The organism is Candidatus Thiosymbion oneisti (assembly GCF_900092655.1).
GTDB lineage: Bacteria > Pseudomonadota > Gammaproteobacteria > Chromatiales > Chromatiaceae > Thiosymbion > Thiosymbion oneisti.
Window position 1 is genome coordinate 1 of the sequence record NZ_FLUY01001197.1, and the last position, 1,499, is coordinate 1,499.

The following is a 1,499-nucleotide window of genomic DNA, read 5'->3' on the forward strand; positions in this document are numbered from 1 at the left end:
CGTTCGGCGCCGTGCCGGTCCGGGCGCGGTCCGGGGTTATTTGGCGTTGGTTGTGGGAAAAGATCCCTCCTGCGTCGGGACCAGTCCGGCGTGTTGGGTTACGGCGCGTTCAGCCTTGTCACTGGGCTTCGGGATCGAACCGCGCGCCTAACCCAACCTACAACTTAACGCGAGGCCGCGCGGGCCGGCAGCGCGGGGGTAATCTGGGTGTAGGTTGCGTTAAGACGCTGGCACTGATCTGCACACGGCCGGCGAGCCTTGGTGCGTCGAACGCAACACCTCAAACCCTGTCCCGACACAGGAGGGATCTTCTCCCTCCGGACAACGCCAAATAATTCAGGATTGCTTAATGCCACTCAAGCCGGTTATGCAAACTCGGTGTAATTACCCGCCACTTCCGCTCTCAGCGATCCCATGAACAAGGAAACAAGACATGCCCTCTTCGAGCGTCTGCAAGCCGCCAACCCGGCACCTACCACCGAGCTCGGGTACTCCACTCCGTTCGAGCTCCTGGTGGCGGTCATCCTCTCCGCCCAGGCTACCGACAAGATGGTGAACCGAGTCACCACCGAACTCTTCCCTCTGGCCAATACCCCGGAGGCCATCCTCGCCCTGGGAGAGGAGGGTCTCAAGCACCACATCCGAACCATCGGGCTGTTCAACAGCAAGGCTGGAAACATCATCAAGACCTGTGCCATCCTAGTTGAAGAGTATCAGGGCCGGGTTCCTGCGGACCGTAAGTCCCTGGAGAGGCTGCCCGGCGTCGGACGCAAAACCGCCAATGTGGTGCTCAATACTGCCTTTGGACAACCCACAATAGCGGTGGATACCCATATCTTCCGCGTCTGTAACCGTACCCGCATCGCCCCCGGCAAGACCCCCCTGGAGGTAGAGCAGAAGCTGCTGCGATGCGTGCCCCATCCGTTCCTGAAGGATGCCCACCATTGGTTGATCCTCCATGGCCGCTACCTATGCACCGCTCGCCGTCCCCGGTGTCAGGCATGCCTCATCCGGGATCTGTGCGAGTTCCGGGATAAAACCCCTGAGCCGATAACAAGTTAAGACGATTGGCGGAAAATGGCATATCGGATTGCGCCGATTACTTAAATGTTTGTCAGACATTACCGAAGTGATCGGTGCTATCCTGCTATTTCGTCATGGTCCTGATCCTCTTTTTCATCGGTGCCGGTAGATACACCAGCATCGACTACTGGATCGCCAGCCGTTTCCGCCGCAGCCTAGTACCTAGTTTCGACAGATATTGCAAGTTCATAGTATCTGCTGGCTCACACGCTTGGCTTTCACGCTCCGGCGCCAAAACTAGCAGAATCGATCGAAACTATGGACTAGTGCAGCATAGTAAAAATACGGAGACCATTTCTTGCATTAGAACCACGGATGGACACAGATAAACACGGATTATGATCTGTGTTTATCCGTGTTTATCCGTGGTTCTTCGGTGCGGTTCGTTCTGGTACAAGTCCAATTAACAAATGGCA

1 protein-coding gene is annotated in these 1,499 nt (G+C 56.4%); it reads left to right on the top strand.

The window, feature by feature from the left end; genetic code table 11:
- Positions 1 to 414 precede the first annotated feature (414 nt).
- A complete protein-coding gene (nth, locus tag BQ17_RS12290) occupies positions 415 to 1,062 on the top strand; it encodes an endonuclease III (RefSeq protein WP_089727468.1) in 648 nt (215 codons plus the stop codon).
- Positions 1,063 to 1,499: the final 437 nt, after the last annotated feature.

Excerpts from the sequence above, each read along its gene's own strand:
- nth (WP_089727468.1), top strand. The coding sequence starts at position 415 with ATGAACAAGGAAACAAGACATGCCCTCTTCGAGCGTCTGCAAGCCGCC.